Origin of the sequence: Paenibacillus popilliae ATCC 14706 (genome assembly GCF_000315235.1) — a bacterium.
Lineage (GTDB): Bacteria > Bacillota > Bacilli > Paenibacillales > Paenibacillaceae > Paenibacillus_B > Paenibacillus_B popilliae.
On sequence record NZ_BALG01000462.1, the window covers coordinates 1 to 804 of the forward strand.

The window sequence follows — 804 nt, forward strand, 5'->3', positions numbered from 1 at the left end:
TGAGGTCACCGGCCAACATATTGGAGCAGGAGAAGTAACGGGCCGCCATATTAGCGAAGGCGAGGTCACCGGCCACCATCTCGGAGCAGGCGAAGTAACGGGCCGCCATATCGGCGAGGGCGAGGTAACGGGCCAACATATCGGAGCAGGCGAAGTAACGGGCCGCCATATCGGCGAGGGCGAGGTAACGGGCCAACATCTCGGAGCAGGAGAAGTAACGGGCCGCCATATTAGCGAAGGCGAGGTCACCGGCCAACATATTGGAGCAGGAGAAGTAACGGGCCTCCATATCAGCGAAGGTGTGGTCACCGGCCAACATATTGGAGCAGGAGAAGTAACGGGCTTCCATATCGCCGAATGCGAAATTATGGGCCATCATCTCGGAGCAGGAGAAGTCACCGGCCGCCATATTGCTGAAGGCGAAGTTGAGGCGCATCATATCGGAACGGGCGAAGTCACTGGCCGCCATCTCGGTCCAGGCGAAGTAACGGGCCGCCATATTGGGGAAGGCGAGGTCACCGGCCACCATCTCGGAGCAGGAGAAGTTACAGGTCGTCATATAGGCGAAGGCGAGGTCACCGGCCATCATATCGGAGCAGGCGAAGTAACGGGCCTCCATATAGGCAAAGGAGAAGTAGCCGGCCACCATCTCGGAGCAGGAGAAGTTACAGGTCGTCATATAGGCGAAGGAGAAGTAGCCGGCCATCATCTCGGAGCAGGCGAAGTAACGGGCCTCCATATAGGCGAAGGAGAAGTAGCCGGCCACCATCTCGGAGCAGGAGAAGTTACAGGTCGTCATATAGG

The 804-nt window shown here is 58.2% G+C and carries 1 protein-coding gene; it reads right to left on the reverse strand.

What is annotated here, in order from left to right:
• The coding region (locus PPOP_RS23090; protein WP_159101860.1) for a hypothetical protein at window positions 1-804 on the reverse strand (804 nt) is incomplete at both ends.